The organism is Streptomyces sp. 8N706 (assembly GCF_052245415.1).
GTDB lineage: Bacteria > Actinomycetota > Actinomycetes > Streptomycetales > Streptomycetaceae > Streptomyces.
Map to the genome: position 1 here is coordinate 22,151 of NZ_JBQQBW010000006.1, position 18,872 is coordinate 41,022.

Annotated in this window: 13 protein-coding genes and 1 tRNA gene; 1 reads left to right on the top strand and 13 read right to left on the bottom strand. The window is 70.2% G+C overall.

Features of this window, described 5'->3' with window-relative positions; all coding sequences use genetic code 11:
• Positions 1–58: 58 nt before the first annotated feature.
• The 11 genes from prmC to ACTWQE_RS04360 form a co-directional block, all read right to left on the bottom strand.
• On the bottom strand, positions 59–964 hold the full coding sequence (prmC, locus tag ACTWQE_RS04310) for a peptide chain release factor N(5)-glutamine methyltransferase (protein ID WP_443327442.1): 906 nt from the start codon (positions 962–964) through the stop codon (positions 59–61).
• 59 nt (positions 965–1,023) lie between these two features.
• A complete protein-coding gene (gene prfA, locus ACTWQE_RS04315) occupies positions 1,024–2,100 on the bottom strand; it encodes a peptide chain release factor 1 (protein ID WP_443327443.1) in 1,077 nt (358 codons plus the stop codon).
• A 124-nt stretch (positions 2,101–2,224) separates the two neighbouring features.
• Positions 2,225–2,449, bottom strand: a complete 225-nt coding sequence (gene rpmE, locus ACTWQE_RS04320; protein ID WP_443327444.1) for a 50S ribosomal protein L31 — start codon at positions 2,447–2,449, stop codon at positions 2,225–2,227.
• 169 nt (positions 2,450–2,618) lie between these two features.
• On the bottom strand, positions 2,619–3,740 hold the full coding sequence (locus ACTWQE_RS04325; protein ID WP_443327445.1) for an LCP family protein: 1,122 nt from the start codon (positions 3,738–3,740) through the stop codon (positions 2,619–2,621).
• 842 nt (positions 3,741–4,582) lie between these two features.
• Positions 4,583–6,643, bottom strand: coding sequence for a transcription termination factor Rho (gene rho / locus ACTWQE_RS04330; protein WP_443327446.1), 2,061 nt, complete (start codon positions 6,641–6,643; stop codon positions 4,583–4,585).
• A gap of 335 nt (positions 6,644–6,978) precedes the next feature.
• Positions 6,979–7,959 (bottom strand): homoserine kinase, encoded by a 981-nt coding sequence (thrB, locus tag ACTWQE_RS04335; protein WP_443327447.1) that lies wholly within the window; start codon positions 7,957–7,959, stop codon positions 6,979–6,981.
• A 444-nt stretch (positions 7,960–8,403) separates the two neighbouring features.
• Positions 8,404–9,489, bottom strand: a complete 1,086-nt coding sequence (gene thrC / locus ACTWQE_RS04340; protein WP_443327448.1) for a threonine synthase — start codon at positions 9,487–9,489, stop codon at positions 8,404–8,406.
• Positions 9,490–9,495: 6 nt separating this feature from the next.
• Positions 9,496–10,788 carry a homoserine dehydrogenase gene (locus ACTWQE_RS04345; RefSeq protein ID WP_443327449.1) on the bottom strand — a complete coding sequence of 431 codons (1,293 nt, stop codon included), beginning with the start codon at positions 10,786–10,788 and terminating at the stop codon, positions 9,496–9,498.
• Positions 10,789–11,075: 287 nt separating this feature from the next.
• On the bottom strand, positions 11,076–12,467 hold the full coding sequence (gene lysA / locus ACTWQE_RS04350) for a diaminopimelate decarboxylase (RefSeq protein WP_443327450.1): 1,392 nt from the start codon (positions 12,465–12,467) through the stop codon (positions 11,076–11,078).
• Between the two features lie 216 nt (positions 12,468–12,683).
• A complete protein-coding gene (nrtL, locus tag ACTWQE_RS04355) occupies positions 12,684–14,222 on the bottom strand; it encodes an ArgS-related anticodon-binding protein NrtL (RefSeq protein ID WP_443327451.1) in 1,539 nt (512 codons plus the stop codon).
• Positions 14,223–14,384: 162 nt separating this feature from the next.
• Complete coding sequence (locus ACTWQE_RS04360; RefSeq protein ID WP_443327452.1) at positions 14,385–14,888, bottom strand: response regulator; 504 nt, start codon at positions 14,886–14,888, stop codon at positions 14,385–14,387.
• Between the two features lie 261 nt (positions 14,889–15,149).
• Between ACTWQE_RS04360 and ACTWQE_RS04365 the strand changes: the two genes are divergently transcribed.
• Positions 15,150–15,221: transfer RNA gene (locus ACTWQE_RS04365), tRNA-Arg, on the top strand.
• Between the two features lie 846 nt (positions 15,222–16,067).
• Here the strand turns inward: ACTWQE_RS04365 and ACTWQE_RS04370 are convergent.
• Positions 16,068–16,652: a hypothetical protein gene (locus ACTWQE_RS04370; protein ID WP_443327453.1), complete on the bottom strand. Its 585-nt coding sequence runs from the start codon at positions 16,650–16,652 to the stop codon at positions 16,068–16,070.
• A 471-nt stretch (positions 16,653–17,123) separates the two neighbouring features.
• Positions 17,124–18,818, bottom strand: a complete 1,695-nt coding sequence (locus ACTWQE_RS04375; RefSeq protein ID WP_443327454.1) for a TIGR04141 family sporadically distributed protein — start codon at positions 18,816–18,818, stop codon at positions 17,124–17,126.
• Between the last annotated feature and the right edge of the window lie 54 nt (positions 18,819–18,872).

An 18,872-nucleotide genomic window follows, 5' to 3' on the forward strand; every position in this document is an offset into this window, starting at 1 on the left:
TTCCGGGGCTCCTGCTGGGTCTTCTGTCGGTGCGCCGCTGTCACGGCGCGGGGTGCGGTCACGGGGTGGCCCGGCGGGCCGTGGCGAACCGCGGCCGGTTGTTGAGGTCGGGATGGTCGGCGGCGTCGGCCCAGCCGCGTTCCTCGGTGAAGATCCACGGCACCTGCCCGCCCTGGGTGTCGGCGTGCTCGACGACCACGACGCCGCCCGGACCCAGCAGCCGGTGGGCGGTCCGCTCGATGCCCCGGATGGTGTCCAGGCCGTCCTCGCCCGAGAAGAGCGCCAACTGGGGGTCGTGGTCGCGTGCCTCGGGGGCGACGTACTCCCACTCGGTGAGCGGGATGTACGGCGGGTTGGAGATCACCAGATCGACCTGGCCGTCGAGCTCGGGGAGGGCGCTGAAGGCGTCGCCGTGGTGCAGCTGGACCCGTGATCCCTCGACGTTCTTGCGCGCCCAGCGCAGGGCGCCCTCGTCGAGCTCGACGGCGTGCACCCGCGAGCGCGGCACCTCCTGGGCCAGCGCCAGCGCGATCGCGCCCGAGCCGGTGCAGAGGTCGACGATGAGCGGCTCCACGACGTCCATGGCCCGTACGGCGTCTATGGCCCAGCCGACGACCGACTCGGTCTCCGGGCGGGGCACGAAGACACCGGGGCCGACCTGGAGCTCCAGATAGCGGAAGAAGGCGCGGCCGGTGATGTGCTGGAGGGGTTCGCGGGCCTCACGGCGTGCGACGGCCTCCCAGTAGCGGGCGTCGAAGTCGGCGTCGGCGACCGTGTGCAGCTCACCCCGTTTGACGCCGTGCACGAACGACGCGAGCTCCTCCGCGTCGAAGCGCGGTGAGGGCACGCCCGCGTCGGCCAGCCGCTGGGTGGCCTGGGCCACCTCGGCGAGCAGCACCGAGCGGGGGTGCGGCCCGCGGCGGAGCGGCTGGGGGTCGTTGTGCCCCCCGGAATGTTGCTGCATCCGGTCCTCCGACGACGGCTTACGGGCTTGACGCTGACAGGGGTGGTTCAGGGCACCGCCTACTGGGCGGCGGCCAGTTTGGCGGCGGAGTCCGCGTCGACACAGGCCTGGATCACCGGGTCCAGCTCGCCGTCGAGCACCTGGTCCAGGTTGTACGCCTTGAAGCCCACACGGTGGTCGGAGATCCGGTTCTCGGGGTAGTTGTACGTCCGGATGCGCTCGGACCGGTCGACGGTGCGGACCTGGCTGCGCCGGGCGTCCGCGGCCTCCTTCTCCGCCTCCTCCTGGGCGACGGCCAGCAGCCGGGCACGCAGGATACGGAGCGCCTGCTCCTTGTTCTGGAGCTGGCTCTTCTCGTTCTGGCAGGAGGCGACGACACCGGTGGGGAGGTGGGTGATGCGCACCGCGGAGTCGGTGGTGTTGACCGACTGGCCGCCGGGCCCGGAGGAGCGGTAGACGTCGATCCGCAGGTCGTTGGGGCTGATCTCGACGTCGACGTCCTCGGCCTCGGGGAGGACGAGGACACCCGCGGCGGAGGTGTGGATCCGGCCCTGGGACTCGGTGGCGGGCACCCGCTGGACCCGGTGCACCCCGCCCTCGTACTTGAGCCGGGCCCAGACGCCCTGACCGGGCTCGGCGGAGGCGTTGCCCTTCAGCTTCACCGCGACCTGGACGTCCTTGTAGCCGCCGAGGTCCGACTCGTTGGCCTCGATGATCTCGGTCTTCCAGTTGTTGCGCTCGGCGTAGCGCAGATACATCCGCAGCAGATCGCCGGCGAAGAGCGCGGACTCGTCGCCGCCCTCGCCCGCCTTGATCTCGAGGATGACGTCCTTGTCGTCGCTGGGGTCGCGCGGGACGAGCAGCAGCCGCAGCTTGTCGGTCAGCTCCTCGCGCCGCTGTTCCAGCTCCTTGACCTCGGCGGCGAAGTCCGGCTCGGCCGCGGCGAATTCGCGGGCCGTCTCGATGTCGTCACCGGTCTGCTTCCAGGAGCGGTACGTGCCCACGATCGGGGTCAGCTCGGCGTAACGCTTGTTGAGCCTGCGCGCGTTCGCCTGGTCGGCGTGGACCGTGGGGTCGGCGAGCTTCTTCTCCAGATCGGCGTGTTCGCCGATCAGTTCCTCGACCGCCTCGAACATCGGGACTCGTTCCTTGAGTGAAGGGCTGGTTGCACAGGGTGCGCGTACGGGATCCTGCGGGACGACAAAGCGCCGGTCCGGTCACCCCTGGGCGGGGCGACCGAGGACCGGCGCCTGCGGGTCGCTACTTCTTGGCGGACCCGGCGGCCTTGCCGAAGCGGGCCTCGAAGCGGGCCACACGGCCACCGGTGTCGAGGATCTTCTGCTTGCCCGTGTAGAACGGGTGGCACTCGGAGCACACGTCGGCGCGGATGGCGCCTTCGGAAACGGTGCTACGGGTGGTGAACGAGGCTCCACAGGTGCAGCTGACCTGGGTCTCCACGTACTCCGGGTGGATGTCGCGCTTCAAGGGATTCTCCTAGGTTCGGGAGGGCTCCGGGTCGTACGGCGGGATGCCTGTGCGTGAACCGGGGCCGACGTACCAGTCTGCCAGCACTGGCCGTATCTCCCAAAACCGGGGGCGGCCGGAATGCATTCCCGCCGCCCCCGGGCCCGCCGGTGATGCCCCGGGGGGACGGTCAGGAGCTCTTGACCACGTCGGAGGCGTCGGACGGGGCACCCGCGGCCCCCTTGGTCGCGGACTGCGGAATCGGCCGGTCCTGATGCAGGGCGTTCCACACCTGCCGGCCCTGCTTCTCCAGCGGTACGACGCGGTTCGGGTCGGCCTTGTCGTAGACGACCGGCAGCGTCACCAGCCGCATGTCCTCCGAGCCGATGCTCTTGAGGCCCCTGGTGAAGCTGAGCAGCTCGTTCACGGAGGACAGGTCGGAGTCGGTGGTCACGGTCCGCGTGGCGGTGTCCGCGAGGCCGTAGAGCTTGCCGGGATCGCCGAACAGATCGACGTTCTTGACCTGGGTGATCAGTGCCTTGACGAAGGCCTGCTGGAGCTGGATCCGGCTGAGGTCGCTGCCGTCCCCGACCGCGTGGCGGGTCCGTACGAGGCCGAGGGCCTGCTCGCCGGACAGGGTGTGCCTGCCGGGCTTCAGATCCAGCCGGCTGCTCCTGTCCTTGATCGCCTCGCCGGTGGTGACGGGCACCCCGCCCAGCTTGTCGATGAGCTTCTTGAAGCCGGTGAAGTCGACCTCGAGGTAGTGGTCCATGCGGATGCCGGACATCTTCTCGACGGTCTTCACCGAGCAGGCCGCGCCACCGATCGCGTACGACTCGTTGAACACCGCGCGCTGGACGGCCGGGGAGGTGCCGCCGCCGGTCTTCCTGCACTCCGGGCGGCTGACCACGGTGTCGCGCGGGATGCTGACGACGCTCGCCTTCCGGTGACCCTCGTACACGTGGAGGACCATCGCGGTGTCCGCGCGGGCACCGCCGTCGTCGTCCCCGTACTTGCCGTTGACGCCCTTCCGGGAGTCCGAGCCCATGAGCAGGATGTCCATCGAGCCGTTGTCGACGTTGCGCGGGCGGTCGGTGCCCAGGGCCGAGTTGATGTCGACGCCCTTGAGGTTGCCGTTGAGCTGGAAGTAGGCGACACCGAGCCCCGCACCGCCGAGGAGCACCAGTCCGGCGGCCGACCAGGCGCCGACCGTCAGCGCCTTGCGACGGGCACCGGGCGCCTTGGGGTGCCGGCCCGTGGCGCGTATTCGGCCCGGCCGCGAACTCCCGGCGCCCGTGTTGTCGTCGGCCATCTGCTCCTCAGTCCTCGCGATGCGTTCCGGCTGTCCGGCTACCCCCTGCCGACATGGTCAGGCGTGGAATGTCGTCATCTGTCAGGACGACGGCTCCCGCACGAGGGTTGCACGGCGGCCCTGAGCGCCTTTTCGGACGAACTGTGAGAACGGCATGGGGGCCCTCAGGCGTCACACCGCTCCCACCTGCGGTTTCGGCCACGGACGTGGTGCTGGTTTCAGCCAGTGCCGATCTTGACGCGTGTGGCGAACATCTCGGTTGATCCCCCAAAGGGCGATACCGGGGGAGCCTTGCCACTGCCCTGATGGAGGGCGGCGTTCCGCGGTCGTACGGGCGGGGGAGCCGGCCCTGATGTCGCCGGTCATGCCGCCGGGGGGCAGTCAAGGCGTTGTACGACGCCCCGTACGCGTTCCGACGGGTGCCGGGAGCGGAAAGACCGCTGCCCCGCTGCCGCGCACCACGGGCGTCCGGCTTCCGTACCCCATGAACTCACGCCGGTCGGTGGGGAGTCGGAGTCCGAGGAGCCGGGGCCGGGGGTGCCTCCGGCGGAGGCGGCGTCCGTACCGCCCGCCACGACCGAGACGGGTACTCGTCTCTCACCGACCCGCAGCGGGACAAGGAGTGGCGGAGAGAAGGGACATGGGCCCGGGCGCACCCGCGGCAGCGCGAAGGGGCATGCGACGCGGTGTGCCGACGACAGGGCTCCACGCGGTCAGTGGCGGAGCCAACCGCCTGGGGCGAGCGCGAACGCACAGGCGCAAGCACGAGGGCCTTCCCGTCACCGGGGTGACGGGAAGGCCCTCGTGGTGGTCCCGGGCCACGCCCGGGGAAGGAGTGCGGCTCAGTCGTTGCCGTTGCTCATCCCCGGAGTGGTCTTCTGGATCTGCAGCAGGAACTCGGCGTTGCTCTTGGTCTGCTTCATCTTGTCCAGGAGCAGTTCGATGGCCTGCTGGGAGTCGAGCGCGTGCAGCACCCGGCGCAGCTTCCAGACGACGCCCAGCTCTTCGCCGCCGAGCAGGATCTCTTCCTTACGGGTGCCGGACGCGTCCACGTCCACCGCCGGGAAGATGCGCTTGTCGGCGAGCTTCCGGTCGAGCTTGAGCTCCATGTTGCCGGTGCCCTTGAACTCCTCGAAGATCACCTCGTCCATCCGCGAGCCGGTCTCGACCAGCGCGGTGGCCAGGATGGTCAGCGAGCCACCGTCCTCGATGTTCCGCGCGGCACCGAAGAAGCGCTTCGGCGGGTAGAGCGCGGTCGAGTCGACACCACCGGACAGGATGCGGCCGGAGGCGGGAGCCGCGAGGTTGTACGCGCGGCCCAGACGGGTGATGGAGTCCAGCAGCACGACCACGTCGTGACCCAGCTCCACCAGACGCTTCGCGCGCTCGATGGCCAGCTCCGCGACGGTGGTGTGGTCCTCGGCGGGGCGGTCGAAGGTCGAGGAGATGACCTCGCCCTTGACCGACCGCTGCATGTCGGTGACCTCTTCGGGCCGCTCGTCGACGAGGACGACCATGAGGTGGCACTCGGGGTTGTTGTGCGTGATCGCGTTGGCGATCGACTGCATGATCATGGTCTTGCCGGCCTTCGGCGGCGAGACGATCAGACCACGCTGGCCCTTGCCGATCGGCGCGACCATGTCGATGATCCGGGTCGTCAGCTGGCCCGGCTCGTTCTCCAGACGCAGCCGCTCCTGCGGGTACAGCGGGGTCAGCTTGCCGAACTCCGGCCGTCCGCGGCCGGTTTCGGGCGCCATGCCGTTGACCGAGTCGAGGCGGACGAGGGCGTTGAACTTCTCGCGGCGCTCGCCTTCCTTCGGCTGGCGGACCGCGCCGGTGACGTGGTCACCCTTGCGCAGGCCGTTCTTACGGACCTGGGCGAGCGAGACGTACACATCGTTCGGGCCCGGGAGGTAGCCGGAGGTCCGGATGAACGCGTAGTTGTCGAGGATGTCCAGGATGCCCGCGACCGGGATCAGAACGTCGTCCTCGGAGACCTGCGGCTCGTTGCCGAAGTCGTCGCGGCCACGGCGGCCGCGGCGGTCACGGTAGCGGCCACGGCGGCCACGCCGTCCGCCCTCGAACTCGTCGTCGTCCTGTCCGCCGCCGCGGTTGTCCCGCTGCTGGCGGTTGCCGCCGCCCTGCTGGCCGTCGTCGCCCTTGCCGCGGCGATCGCGCTGGCCGCCGCCACGCTCACGGCGGTCGCCCTTCTGGCCCTGGCCGCCCTGGCCGCGGTCCTGGCGGTCGCCGCCCTTGCCCCGGCCTTCGGCCGTGTCGGCCGCGGTCTCGGCCTTGGCGTCGGTCTTGGCCTCGGCCTTCGTCTCGACCCTGGTCTCGACCTTGGTGTCGGTGCCGGACTCGGCGGTGTCGGGACTGCCGGCCTGTGCCGTGGCGCGGCGCCGGCGACGTCCCTCGCCCGCGGGCTGTTCATCGCTGGCCGGCTGACCCGGAATCTCGATCTGCTGCTGGGCCGAGGCCTTCTCGGCCGTTGTGTCGGTGCCCTCCGTCTCGCCCGTACGGGCCTTGGAGGTGGTACGGCGCTTCGGCTTGGCCTCGGCGCCGGAGGCCGGGGAATCGGCGGGGGCGTCGGCGCTCTTGGCCGGGGCCGAGCCTCCCCCGGAGCCTGCGGCCTGGGAGGCGCCCCCGGCCTGCTTCTCCTTGATGACCTCGATCAACTGGCTCTTGCGCATCCGCGCGGTGCCCTTGATGCCGAGGCCGGACGCGACCTGCTGCAGCTCGGCCAGAACCATGCCCTCGAGGCCGGTGCCGGAGCGGCGTCGCCGCGAGGCAGTACCAGTGGCAGCACCGGTGGCAGGCGCGGCAGGAGCGTCCGTGGCGGGCGCGGAGGCAGCGCCGACGGAGTTGTCGGCAGTCACGCCCATCAGATCGGTGGTGTCGCTCACGAAGGGTCCTTCCCTGGAGCGGGCGTCGGCCTGTCTGGCTCGGCGACCGGTTGTGCTGTCCGGCTGCGGTCCTTGGGTTGCGGACCGGCCGGGGCGGTGGTCCGCCAGTACGGCGGAGAGATCATTTGATGGTTCCGGCGCATCGCGCCGACTCCGGAGCGAACTCGAATCTGCTCAGGCAGGCTGCTCAGGCAGTTTGGGAGGCTCCCGGAAGAAGGGTGGTCCCAAAAGGGGACACGGAGCACCGCACCGCGAAGGTGTCGAGTGCAGACTTGAGGTTAACACTACCGGATCCAACAAACATTCCCCCTCTCCAAGTCCGGCAATCGTGCAGTTCACCCGGGGGTACGGCCCTCGGCTGCGCCACCAGGGGTTTTGTTGCTTCCCTGGTGGCCGTTCTTTCCGGCGAGCGGCAGCACACTGGCGCCCGCCGCGTCGAGGGTCAGACGGTTGGCCGCCCATCCCTCGCCCGCCAGCTGTGCCACCTTGTCGGCGGCACTGTCCTCGGCCAGTGCGAGCACCGTCGGGCCCGCACCGGAGATGACCGCGGGGACCGAGTCCGCGCGCAGTCGGTTGACGAGAGCCACGCTCTCGGGCATCGCCGGAGCACGGTACTCCTGGTGAAGCCGGTCCTCGGTGGCCGCCAGCAGCAGCTCGGGCCGCCTGGTCAGCGCCTCGACGAGCAGCGCCGCCCGGCCCGCGTTCGCCGCGGCGTCCACATGGGGGACCGTACGCGGCAGAAGCCCGCGCGCGGTCTCGGTCAGCACCGGCTTCGACGGCACGAAGACCACCGGAACGATGGACTCTGAAGGCGCCAGTCTGATGGCGCGCGCCGCTCCCGCGTCGGTCCAGGCCAGGGTGAAACCGCCGAGCAGACACGCGGCGACGTTGTCGGGGTGGCCCTCGATCTCGGTGGCCAGCTCCAGCAGAGCCGTGTCGTCGAGCCGCTCGGCGCCGCCTATGGTCACCGCGCGGGCGGCGACGATGCCCGCGCAGATGGCGGCGGAGGAGGAGCCGAGGCCGCGGCCGTGCGGAATGCGGTTGGCGCAGACGACCTCGAGACCCCGCGGCTGCCCGCCGAGCAGGTCGAACGCGGTGCGCAGCGACCGTACGAGCAGATGGCTCTCGTCCCGGGGCAGTGTCTCGGCGCCCTCACCGGCGATGTCGATGTGCAGACCTGCGTCGGCGACCCGGACGACCACGTCGTCGTACAGGCCCAGGCTGAGGCCGAAGGCGTCGAAGCCCGGGCCGAGGTTGGCGCTGGTGGCGGGAACGCGCACCCGGACGGCGGCGGCTCGGAAAGCGGGACCGGCCATCGCTCGATGACTCTCCTTGATGTGGAACGTGGGAATTTCCCCGGGCTTCCTCCCCGGGCTTCGCCCTGTGGAACCCCGGGGGACCCCGCCAGGGCCCGGCGGCCGCGCAATATGTGGCGGGCAAGCTACGGCAGGGCGGGGTTTCGCGTACCAGCCTATCGAAGGAAGGTTCTGCCGCGACATAGGGCGCACAGGAGGCGCACGATGCGTGTCGCACCCCGTCCTGTGCTTCGTTGAGGCGTTTCTCCCCGGTTGTACCGGGGAGATCAAGCCAGATCGGGCCGGCCGGGGCCGGCTGTCTCTGCCGCTTCCGGCGAGCCGGGAACCCGGTGCCGGAAGACCGTTCCGCCGGGGCAGGGGGCCGGGGGCGGCCGGCCGACCGGCCGGGAAACCGGCCGACCAGTCATCCCGTCATCCCGTCAACCGTTCGGCCCGTCAGCCGGATCAGAGGAGACCGAGCCGCTCGGCTGCCGCGTCCGCGTCCACCGGTACGGTCACGGGCTGCGGCGCGCCCGCCACCGCCCAGTCCGGGTCCTTGAGGCCGTTGCCGGTGACCGTACAGACGATCCGCTGGCCCGGGTCGACCTTGCCCTCCTCCGCGGCCTTCAGCAGTCCCGCGACGCTCGCGGCCGACGCGGGCTCGACGAAGACGCCCTCCTGCGAGGCGAGCAGCCGGTAGGCCGCGAGGATTTGACGGTCCGTCACCGCATCGATGAGTCCACCCGACTCGTCGCGGGCCTGCTCGGCGAACGTCCAGGACGCGGGGTTCCCGATCCGGATCGCGGTGGCGATGGTGTGCGGGTCCTTCACCGGCTCGCCCCGTACGATCGGAGCCGAGCCGGAGGCCTGGAACCCGAACATCCGCGGCCGGCGGGAGGCGACGCCGTCCTTCGCGTACTCCTGGTAGCCCCGCCAGTACGCGGTGATGTTGCCCGCGTTGCCGACCGGCAGGACATGGATGTCGGGGGCGTCGCCGAGCGCGTCGACGATCTCGAAGGCGGCGGTCTTCTGGCCCTCGATGCGGTACGGGTTGACCGAGTTGACCAGCGCGACCGGGTACTTGTCCGACAGAGCGCGGGCCAGGTTCAGACAGTCGTCGAAGTTGCCGTCGACCTGGAGGATGCGCGAGCCGTACACCAGCGCCTGGCCCATCTTGCCCAGCGCGATCTTCCCCTGCGGGACGAGGACGGCGCAGACCATCCCGGCCCGTACGGCGTACGCGGCCGCCGAGGCGGAGGTGTTGCCGGTGGAGGCGCAGATGACGGCCTTGGCCCCCTCCTCCTTCGCCCGGGTGATGGCCATCGTCATGCCCCGGTCCTTGAAGGACCCGGTCGGATTGGCGCCCTCGACCTTGAGGTGGACCTCGCAGCCGGTGCGCTCGGAGAGCACCTGCGCGGGCACGAGCGGAGTCCCGCCCTCGCGGAGGGTGACGACCTGGGTCCCGTCGGTCACGGGCAGGCGGTCGCGGTACTCCTCGATGATGCCGCGCCACTGATGGGTGCCGGTGGGCCGGTCGACGATTGCAGACATGGTTCCTTACTCCCCTTCAACCCGCATGATGCTCGCGACGTCGCGCACGGTGTCCAACCGGCGCAGCGCCTCGACAGTGGCCGCCAGGGCGGCGTCGGGCGCCCGGTGGGTGACGACCACGAGCGATGCCTCGCCGTCCTTCCCCTGCTGACGGACCGTGTCGATGGACACCCCGTGCTCGGCGAAGACATTGGCGACCTGAGCCAGGACGCCGGATTTATCGGCGACGTCGAGGCTGATGTGGTATCGCGTGACGACCTCGCCCATCGAGCTCACCGGCAGTCGCGTGTACGCGGACTCGCCGGGGCCGGTCGCCTCGTTCACCTTGTTCCGGCAGACGGCGACCAGATCGCCGAGGACCGCGGAGGCGGTGGGCGAGCCGCCCGCCCCCGGTCCGTAGAACATCAGCTGACCGGCGGCCTCGGCCTCGATGAAGACCGCGTTGTACGCCTCGCGGACGGAGGCGAGCGGGTGGCTGAGCGGGATCATCGCGGGGTGCACACGCGCGGTCACCGACCGGCCGTCGGTGGCGCGCTCGCAGATGGCGAGCAGCTTGACCGTACAGCCCATGCGCTTGGCCGAGGCGATGTCGGCCGCGGTGACCTCGGTGATGCCCTCGCGGTGCACGTCCTCGATGGTGACGCGGGTGTGGAACGCGATACCGGCCAGGATCGCGGCCTTCGCGGCGGCGTCGAAGCCCTCGACATCGGCCGTCGGGTCGGCCTCGGCGTACCCCAGGGCGGTGGCCTCGTTGAGCGCCTCGCTGTAGCCGGCACCACCGGTGTCCATCCTGTCGAGGATGAAGTTGGTGGTGCCGTTGACGATGCCCAGGACGCGGTTGACCTTGTCGCCCGCGAGGGACTCGCGCAGCGGCCGCACCAGCGGGATGGCGCCCGCGACGGCGGCCTCGTAGTAGAGGTCCGTGCCCCGCTGCTCGGCCGCGGCGTGCAGGGCCGCGCCCTCCTCGGCCAGCAGCGCCTTGTTGGCGCTGACCACGCTGGCGCCGTGCTCGAAAGCCGTGGTGATCAGGGACCGGGCGGGTTCGATGCCGCCGATGACCTCGATGACCACATCGATGTCACCCCGTTTGACCAGTGCCATGGCGTCCGTGGTGACCAGCTCGGAGGGAACGCCCTCCCGGACCCGGCCGGGGCGGCGTACGGCGATTCCGGCCAGTTCGACGGGGGCGCCGATCCGGGCCGCGAGGTCGTCCGCGTGCGTCGTCATGATGCGCGCCACCTCTGAGCCGACCACTCCACAGCCCAGCAGCGCCACCTTCAGCGGACGCGTACGCATCATCCGACCTCGTTTCTCATACATCGTGGTGTTGCACCAGTCTCACTCACCGGACGGGACTTTCTATCCCCGTTCCAGAATTCGAGATGCCCTTCTCACCATTGCGAGAAGGGATCTCAAGATCTCAATTGTCCGACGTCTCTGCGATGTCTCTCCCATGTCCGTCCGGCGTCGGGCACGTCCGTCCGGCTTCGGTCCGGCTTCGGTCCTGCCTTGGTCCGACTTTGGCACGGCTTTGGTCCGACTTCGGCCCGGCCTTGGTCCGACTTCGGCCCGGCACCGGCCCGCGGCTATCCGACGTCGAGGCGGAGCAGATCCTCCTCCGTCTCCCGGCGGACGATCACCCGCGCCTCGCCGTCCCTGACCGCGACCACCGGCGGGCGCAGCGCGTGGTTGTAGTTGCTCGCCATGGAGCGACAGTAGGCGCCGGTCGCGGGCACCGCGATCAGGTCCCCCGGCGCCAGGTCGGCCGGGAGGAACGCATCCCGTACGACGACGTCGCCGGACTCACAGTGCTTGCCGACGACGCGGGAGAGCATCGGCTCGGCGGTGGAGACGCGGGAGACCAGGGCGACGCTGTACTCGGCGTCGTAGAGGGCTGTGCGGATGTTGTCGGACATACCGCCGTCCACACTGACGTAGGTCCGCAGGCCTTGCAGCGGCTTGACCGTACCGACCTCGTAGAGGGTGAACGCGGTGGGGCCGACGATCGCGCGGCCGGGTTCGACGGAGATCCGGGGGACGGCGAGGCCGGCGTTCTCGCACTCACGGGTGACGATCTCGCCGAGGGCCTTGGCGATCTCGTGCGGCTCGCGGGGGTCGTCCTCGGCGGTGTAGGCGATGCCGAGGCCGCCGCCGAGGTCGATCTCGGGAAGCTGGACGCCATGCTCGTCACGGACCTCCTTCAGCAGTCCGACGACACGGTGGGCCGCCACCTCGAATCCGGAGGTATCGAAAATCTGCGATCCGATGTGGGAATGAATACCGACGAGTTCGAGGTGTTCGAGCTTGAGCACGCGGCGTACGGCCTCGGCCGCCTGGCCGCCCGCGAGCGGAAGGCCGAACTTCTGGTCCTCGTGCGCGGTCGCGATGAATTCGTGGGTGTGGGCTTCGACGCCGACGGTGACCCGGATCTGGACGCGCTGGCGCTTACCGAGCTTCTCGGCGATATGGGCGACCCGCACGATCTCCTGGAAGGAGTCGAGAACGATGCGCCCGACGCCCTCGCGGACCGCGCGCTCGATCTCCCCCGTGGACTTGTTGTTGCCGTGCAGCGCGATGCGCTCGGCGGGCATCCCGGCCGCGAGCGCGGTGGCCAGCTCGCCGCCGGAGCACACATCGAGGTGGAGGCCCTCTTCGTTGAGCCAGCGGACGACGGCGCGTGAGAGGAACGCCTTGCCGGCGTAGAAGACGTCGGCGCCGTCCCCGAACGCCTCGCGCCAGGCACGGCAGCGGGCACGGAAGTCGTCCTCGTCGAGGAAGAAGGCGGGGGTCCCGAACTCCTCGGCGAGCCGCTTGACGTCGAGGCCGCCCACGGTGGCCACGCCCTCGGCGTCGCGGGTGACCGTACGGGACCAGACGCGTGGGTCGAGCTCGTTGAGGTCGGCGGGCGGAGCGGTGTAGTGGCCCTCGGGAATGACGTCGGCGTAGCGGGGGCCTGCGGGGTGGGCGGAGCGGCTCATGCGCGGGCCTCGATTCGCTGGTCAGGGCGTCCGCCTGGGGCGCACCGGTTCATGGCGGTCTCACTTCGTTCGGTCACGCGGCTTGTCGTGGGGCTCGTCAGGGGGCTGATCATGGTGTTGATCACGTGGTTCTCACGGGGGGGTCTTACGGGTGGTTCTCACGGGGGTGCTTCTCACGCGGTGGGCCTCCGGGGCTGATCACGGGCTCTGATCTCCTCAGAGGTGTACGGGTGCGGTGATGCCGAGCAGGTGCAGGCCGCCTGCGAGCACTGTCCCGGCCGCCTCGGCGAGGGCGACGCGGGCCCGGTGGGCGGCCTCGGGTTTCTCGTCACCGCGGGGCAGGACCGAACAGGTGTCGTGAAAGCGGAAGAAGGCGTCGGCCGTCACTTCGAGGTGCCGGGCGACTCGGTCGGGAGCCTTCAGCCGGGCGGCGGAGGCGAGAACGGCGGGGTACTCCCGGACCGCGGCGAGCAGATCTGCCGCGGCGGGATGCTCGCAGACAGCGGCGAGCGAGTCGGCCGGGGCGGCATGCGCGCGGACGACGGCGAACGAGTCGCCCGGGGTTGCGTGTTCCCGGACCGCGGCGAGCGAGTCGCCCGGGGTTGCGTGTTCCCGGACCGCGGCGAGCGAGTCGCCCGGGGCGGCGTGCTCCCGGACCACGGCGAGCAGATTGGCCGGGGCGGGCGTGGGGTGGCCGGGCTGCCCTGGGTCCGGGGCATGGCGGGGCTCGGCCTGGCGTCCCGTGTCCACAGGAGGGGCGGGGGCGGCCGGGGTTCCTGTGTCAACTGGCTGTCGGGGCGCGGCCGCAGGTCCCGTATCGGCCGGATGGCTAGGGGCAGCCGCACGTCCCGCGTCCGCTGAAACGCCGCGGTCAGCCGATGCCGGAGCGAGGACTCCCAGGTCGGCGGCGTTGCGGAGGAGCGCGCAGGCGCGGGCATGGGCGTATTGGACACGGAAGAGGGGGTTCGACTCGCGCTGGGCGAGGAGCTCGTCCGGGTCGGTACGGGGGTGGTCGTGAGCGGCCGGACGCAGGAGGGCCCACCGGGCGGCGTCGGGACCGAGACGGCGCAGGAGCTCGGCGGCGGGTACCCGGACGGGAACGGGGCGAAGGTCGGCAACGGGGCGTACGGTCCTGCTCTGCGCGGTGTACACGCCCTGGGCGGTGTTCGCGCGCTGCGCGGTGTTCGCGCCCTGCGCGGTGCTCTCGCTCGTGCTCTCGCTCTGCGCGGTGTAGGCGCGAGAACCCGTGCCCGGAGCGAGCTCGGCCCAGTCGGGGTCCGGCTCACCCTGGCACCGGATGGTGACACGAGCGGCGCCCTGGGTGCGGAGGATGCGGGCGAGGGCGTCGGCGGTGACGGCGGCACGGGTTTCGCGGGGGAAGGTCAGCTCGACGACCTGCCCGGCGAGCGTGTCCCCGGACCCGTACGAGCGGCCTCGGCTGAGCACCGTCCGTACGAGACCGCTGTGCGAGTCGTCGTCCAGGGTGATGTTGAGGAAGCCGGGGCCGGCGATCTCGACCCGGTCGACACCGGGGGCCTGGGCGAGGCGTGGACGCAGAATCTCGGCGATCCGACGAGGCGGGTGGCCCGCGGGCCCGGCCAGCTGAAGGGCGATGTTGGTGGCGTAGTCCCCGCAGCCGGGGCGGGGCGGGCGCTGGACCACCGCGCGCGTCGGCACGGGAGCATGCAGCTCACCGGCCTCGACGGCACAGCGCACGGTGCGGAGCACGGTGCGGGAGAGGTCGGCGGGGGTCACGGGACAAGCGTATGGGAGGAGGGGGGTGGGTCCGCGAACCGGTATTTGCCGCACGGTGGGAATCACAGCCGTGGGTTCACCGCGGAGTGCCAGGGTTCACCGCACGGTGGGAATTCAGGGTTCACCGCACGGTGGGCATCGCCGCCCGGTCCGCGCGGTGATTCACCCGGCGGGGCGGACGGCCGGCTCCGGACCGTCGGCGGGACTGGGCCCGGACAGTCGGCCACCGTGGCCGCCGGGGTCCCCCTGACCGGCCAGCCGCCGTACCAGCCGTACGAGCTCGACGGGCTCGAAGGGCTTGGGCAGAAAGGCGTTCACCCCCAGGGTCTGCCCCCGGTCCACCTCCTGCTGGGTGCAGGCACTGATGATCGCCACCGGGATGTGACGGGTGCCTGGATCGGAGTCCAGCCGGGCGGCCGTCCGCATACCGTCGAGCCGGGGCATGACGACATCGAGGGTGATCACGTCGGGGCACACGCGGTGGACGATGTCCAGACACTCGGCACCATCGGCCGCGGTCACGACCTCGAACCCCTCAAGCTCGAGATTGACCCTGATCAGCTGTCGGATGACCTTGTTGTCGTCGACGACAAGGACCCGACCGTACGAGCCAGGCACACCCCGAGAGTAGGTCGACGGCTCCGGCTGCGTCCGGGTTTTGCCCACTTCCGCCACGTGCGGGGGACCGTTGCCAAGCCATTGACGAGATTTTGAGCCACTTTGCTGGTGGGGCTGGAGTGACAAACCACGACGACTGAGCCGCCGCCCCGCCGGCCCCCCGTGGCGCCAACGGCCTCCCCTCGGCACGGCCGTCCGCGCCACCCCACGGGCACCCGAAAGGAGCCCCCTGCACCGGCAAAACCCTGTTCATGGACACCCCTCCGGAGCTGGTAGGGTTCTACCCGTCGCCACGAAACGCGACGTGTCGCCCCCGTAGCTCAGGGGATAGAGCAACGGCCTCCGGAGCCGTGTGCGCAGGTTCGAATCCTGCCGGGGGCACCTTGTATGAGGTGCCCAAAGACCCCGCCATCAGCGCTTTAGCTGAGAGCGGGGTCTTCGCGTATGCGCAGCCGTGTGCCGCTCGAAGCAGCCGTATGACGGGGTCCGTGGACGAGGCGTGGACGGGATCTTGAGGCGTTGTCCCAGGTGAGCCTCAGGAAGAGGACGGCCCGGAGAGCTCAAGGGGGCGGACACTCGGGACGCCCTGAAAGGGGCGCACGCATGGTGACCTGGTGGTCAGCCCAGGAAGCCCAATGACCCGGCGTGGCCGCCCGCGCTACCGCCCTGGGCGTGCACCACAGGCTGCGGCCGCTTCGCCTCTCGAGCCGGTGAGGCGGGTTCGAATTCCGCTGCCGGCACCGGGCCGGTGTCGTCCAGCAACCCCGGGGCGCCTGCCGTGTGCCGCCGCCGACCTCGATCTCTGCACACCTACGGCACGAGCCGCCCGCAGCAGGGGAACCAGACGGGCGGCTTCGGGGGCATGGCACAGCCTTCGCACCGCGACCCGGCCGTGCGAAGGCTTCGAGGGCAAAAAACAGTCCCCGGTAGTGCTGCACGTGTCCTGGAGCTTCAGTCGTCACTTCACTCCGGTATCGCGCCGGCTTGCCGGGGGCCTGAACCACATCCTGTCCAAGTCACTCCGCCGACTAGACGTCCTCATCGACTTTGCAACTCTTTCGGTGTTATGGCCTATCAACCAGATTAAGCAGGATATGCACCGAGTCAATAGGCTTTGGGGAAAGTTTTCAGCATCCAGCGAGTGAAGGCGCGTGACCGCCCCCGAGGCTGCTATGTCTTCGTTGGATGGGTCCGCGCTGGGAGTATGAGGCACCAGGTCCCGCACGATCACTCGTATTCGCGAAGCAGGTCCTCGATGCGCCGGTTGGCGACGTCCTGCCGTCCGTCGGAGCACTTCGTATAGCGGGTCAGCAGGACCTCGACACTGTTGCCGGCGCGCTCGGCCACCTCGGTCGGGTCGACACCGGCGTTGAGCCACGTCGACAGCGCCGAGTGCCGAAGGTCGTACGGCCGACTCGCGAGCGGCGAGGCCGCCACGGCGGGCGGAAGGGCGAGGAGCCGGGCCTCCTGCCACACGCTGTAGTAGGTCGAGGACGGGACGACCGAGCCCTTCTCGCAGAAGAACAGCCGCCCGTCGTCCGCCGTGCCGAAGGTGGCCAGGTGCTCGCGCAGCACGGCGACGAGGTGGGGCGGGATGGGCAACCGCGGGACCTCCTCGGTCGGCCGGTTCTTCAATCCGCGGTCGTCGTGGGTCTCCCCCGAGTCGGTCCACTGCTTGCCGACGGACGGACGGGTCCGGTGGAGCAGCGCCGAACCCCAACCTTGCTCGGAAAGATTCAGGTCCGTCTCGACGAGGCCGACCGCTTCTGCCGGCCGGAGGCCGCCGAAGTACATGGCGGCGAACAGACCCACGAGGCGACGACCACGGGCACGCCGGCCGTCCGGAGCGCTCGTCGAGGAGTTCCAGCGTCACGCTGGTAAAAGGGATTCGTTGATGCCGTCCCGCGTGTTGGGGGCGGAATGGGGCCATTTCATGGGGAGATACCTGAGAGCGAAGGCGTACCACGACACGGCCGACTTCTTCTCTTCCATTGAGGCCGGAAGGCCCGACTCCATATCCAACTCCTCGCCGTCGCGCATCGCGCGCATGAGCTTCGTGCGGTAGTGGTCGGCAAGCGAAGGCCATGGAAGCGGCGAAGATCCTGGAGATGCAGCCGTGAGGGACTCCCCGGCGTCTGCTACCGGGCCTCCTGGCAGCTACCCGGACCGGACTTCCACCGCCAGGCGGCAACGAGCTTACGCCCGAAGATCAACTACGTCATCAAGAGCTCCAGTCTGCTGGGCGCGCGAAAGCGCGAGGTTAGATGTGTGTTGAGGCCCCCGCTACGCGGCCAGGTGGCGGATTCCCGCCCCGCTCGGAGGCACCGCTGTGGCCTGGATCCCGATGACCTCGACTTCGACGCCCCAGGCCTCAAGGATCTTGGCCGTCTGCACGAGGGTGACCTGGGAGAACGGGAACAGCGTGTCGGCGGTGAGGTCGGTTCCGCTCTTCAGCAAGATCGCGAATACGACCTTCGACGGTCGGAAGCCGTCCGGCAAGGCCCGGCCAGGCCGGGCCGCGGCCACCTTCCGGGCGAACCCGTCCATGGCCTCCGGCGAGTGCAGCAGGGTCTGAACGGCGACCACGGCCTGACCGAACAGATGGCTCAGCGCGTCGGAGCCCTTGGCCCGCTTCACCATGACCAGGACGTCGTCCGGGCTCAGCAGGTCGCAGATCTCCACGCCGTTGCCCCGGTGCAGCGCGGTCCGGACGTTGTCACGGTCGAAGCAGACGTACCCGGGCCGCAGGTCGGGCACCGACTCGTTGTAGTCCCGCTCCTTGTCCCCGAGCACCCAGGCCGGAAGGTCGACCGAGGGCGTCCCGGTGATGAGCCGCTCCACCTGCGAACGGATCGCCTCCAGGTACGCCTCACCGATCTCGTACCACTGCCCGTCCAGCAGGAAGAACCGGCGGGCGCCGAGCGTCACCTGTGCCTCGATCCACCGCAGCACGCTCGCCGTCCAGATGACATCACCCTTCTCCGCCCGGGTGTGCGCGTAGAGGGTGACCGTGCCATCCCGGAGCGCGGCGAAGCGCGTTCCGGGCCGCTGCACGCGGGCCCGGTTGAGGACGTACTCCAGGCTGAAGTCATCGGTGAGGCGTGCCTCCAGGCTGTGCACCTTGGTGGCGAATGCCTGGGCGGCGCCGTAGTCGTCCCAGTGATCGGACGGGACGGCGACTGCGATACGTCCGTCCGGTACCTCGCCCAGCATGTCGTCGAGCCGCTCCTCCAGCCGCGTGACGAGGTCGGCGTCCTTGACCGAGACGATGTGCTCGACGAACTCCAGTTCCGGAGCCGGGGCCTCGTCCCGAAGGACACAGGCGATGGCCCGGATGTCCGCGACCAGGTCCGGAGCGTCGATACCGAGGCGCATCCGCAGCCCGGTACCGCCTTCGACACTGGAGATCTTCGTACGGTCGTCCTGAGCGATCGTCAGCTGGATCCCGTCCAGCCGACCGCCCAGACGCCGCACGATCTGCGCGTGCTCCTGGACACCCAGGCTCCAGACCGGAGCGCCGCCGGGCACGAGAGTGATGTCGGTCCGGCCGCCGCCCGGCGTATGGGAAACCATGTCCCGGATCTGGGCGGGGTCCACCCTGCGGATCACGAAACTCAGCCCGAACCGCCGGTCCTTGACCCGGTCGGGCACCAGGCGGAAGCCCTGGTCATAGCCGGTGGCGTACACCTCTCCGTCGACCGCGAGCATCAGCAGCCCGGCCGACCGGTTCACGGGCCGCGACACCTCGCACCCGGTCGTGCGGTTGATCTCGCCGCACCAGCTCGCGACCGGCTGCTCGAAGCTGCCGGTGACCAGCAGTGCCGGAACACCCAACCACTCCTCCGGCAAGTGCAGTTCCGCGTCAACGGCTTCGAGCCGAGCCGGGTCGAGGACGTCGAACATCGCGTCGACCGTGGGAGCGATACCCGTGAGCCGGTACAGGGTGCGCTTGGACGTGCCGGAAGTGTTGGTGGCCATGGTGCCGCTCCATTCGAATCGACGTGTTGTGGGCAGGGGGAAGCCCGGGAGACC

Bases quoted from the DNA above. Each gene is read 5' to 3' on its own strand.
- ACTWQE_RS04375 (WP_443327454.1), bottom strand. From the start codon at position 18,818: ATGGCCACCAACACTTCCGGCACGTCCAAGCGCACCCTGTACCGGCTC.
- ACTWQE_RS04345 (WP_443327449.1), bottom strand. From the start codon at position 10,788: ATGATGCGTACGCGTCCGCTGAAGGTGGCGCTGCTGGGCTGTGGAGTG.
- prfA (WP_443327443.1), bottom strand. From the start codon at position 2,100: ATGTTCGAGGCGGTCGAGGAACTGATCGGCGAACACGCCGATCTGGAG.
- lysA (WP_443327450.1), bottom strand. From the start codon at position 12,467: ATGAGCCGCTCCGCCCACCCCGCAGGCCCCCGCTACGCCGACGTCATT.
- prmC (WP_443327442.1), bottom strand. From the start codon at position 964: ATGCAGCAACATTCCGGGGGGCACAACGACCCCCAGCCGCTCCGCCGC.
- thrC (WP_443327448.1), bottom strand. From the start codon at position 9,489: ATGTCTGCAATCGTCGACCGGCCCACCGGCACCCATCAGTGGCGCGGC.
- thrB (WP_443327447.1), bottom strand. From the start codon at position 7,959: ATGGCCGGTCCCGCTTTCCGAGCCGCCGCCGTCCGGGTGCGCGTTCCC.
- ACTWQE_RS04325 (WP_443327445.1), bottom strand. From the start codon at position 3,740: ATGGCCGACGACAACACGGGCGCCGGGAGTTCGCGGCCGGGCCGAATA.